Genomic DNA, 1,033 nt, shown 5'->3' on the forward strand with positions numbered 1-1,033 from the left:
GTCGCAAAGTCTGCATCTTCAATTCGGCTTCTTGCCGCCATGATGTTTTCGTTTACGTTTTTCAAGTTCGATACGGTGTAGTCCAAACGGTTTTGTACCGCACCGTACTTCGCACGTGTCTTCGCAATTGATACCAACGCACCATCTACCTGTGACATTACACCTAGTGCTGATGCTGCTGTTTGAATCGTTCCCGTTACACCCAGTGCTGATGCCGCTACTCGTTTCAGTGAGATTTTGATGGTGTTTTGTGACGCTGTTTCCCAACCCGCTTGGATGGAAACAGTTTTACTAGATGCCATCAACTTTACACCGTTAAATTTGGTGGTTGAGGCAATACGACCCATCTCAATTCTCAACTGAGAAACTTCGATGTTCATTTGTGAACGTTGTGCTGAACTGTAAGTATCGTTGGATGCCTGAACCGCTAGCTCACGGATACGATAAAGCATGTTTACCGTTTCTTCCGCTGCACCATCCACGGTTTGTACCAATGAGATACCATCATTTGCGTTACGGATGGCCATGGTGGTACCTTTGATTTGTGATGTCATTGACATTACAACCGCTTTACCTGCCGCGTCATCCGCTGTTTTGTTGATTCTAAGACCGGAAGTCAAACGCTCCATAGAGGTTGACATTTCTTTTTGAGATCTGTCTAACAGACGTACTGCATTTTCAGATGCAATATTAGTATTAATCACTAACATGGTGATTCTCCTTGTGTGTGTTGTGTGTGTATCTTTTTATATATTTATGTGAGGCATTCTTTGTTGCCTTCAACTTATTTATCGGCAGTAAAACAAATGCTTTAGTTTTTTTACTGAAAAAAATCTATATTTTTTTCAATCACTTAACAAAAACCATGAAAAATAATGCTTTGTTCGCGCTAAATGACCGGCGAAAAATCTAGCGCATTGAGGTGCATGGCAAAATCTGCCAGGTTGGGGTTATTGAGGTCGTTTGGAAAAGCTAAAGGCGGGAATAAAAAAAACGGCAAGCCATTTCTGGACAATGCCGTTAACACACAAGG

At 42.0% G+C, this 1,033-nt stretch carries 1 protein-coding gene; it reads right to left on the reverse strand.

Annotated features, from left to right (window positions below; all coding sequences use genetic code 11):
- The coding region (locus F8R13_RS11395; protein ID WP_152834678.1) for a flagellin at positions 1 to 710 on the reverse strand (710 nt) is incomplete at its 3' end.
- Positions 711 to 1,033 lie beyond the last annotated feature (323 nt).

This window comes from Hydrogenovibrio sp. JE_KL2, from assembly GCF_009296185.1.
GTDB lineage: Bacteria > Pseudomonadota > Gammaproteobacteria > Thiomicrospirales > Thiomicrospiraceae > Hydrogenovibrio.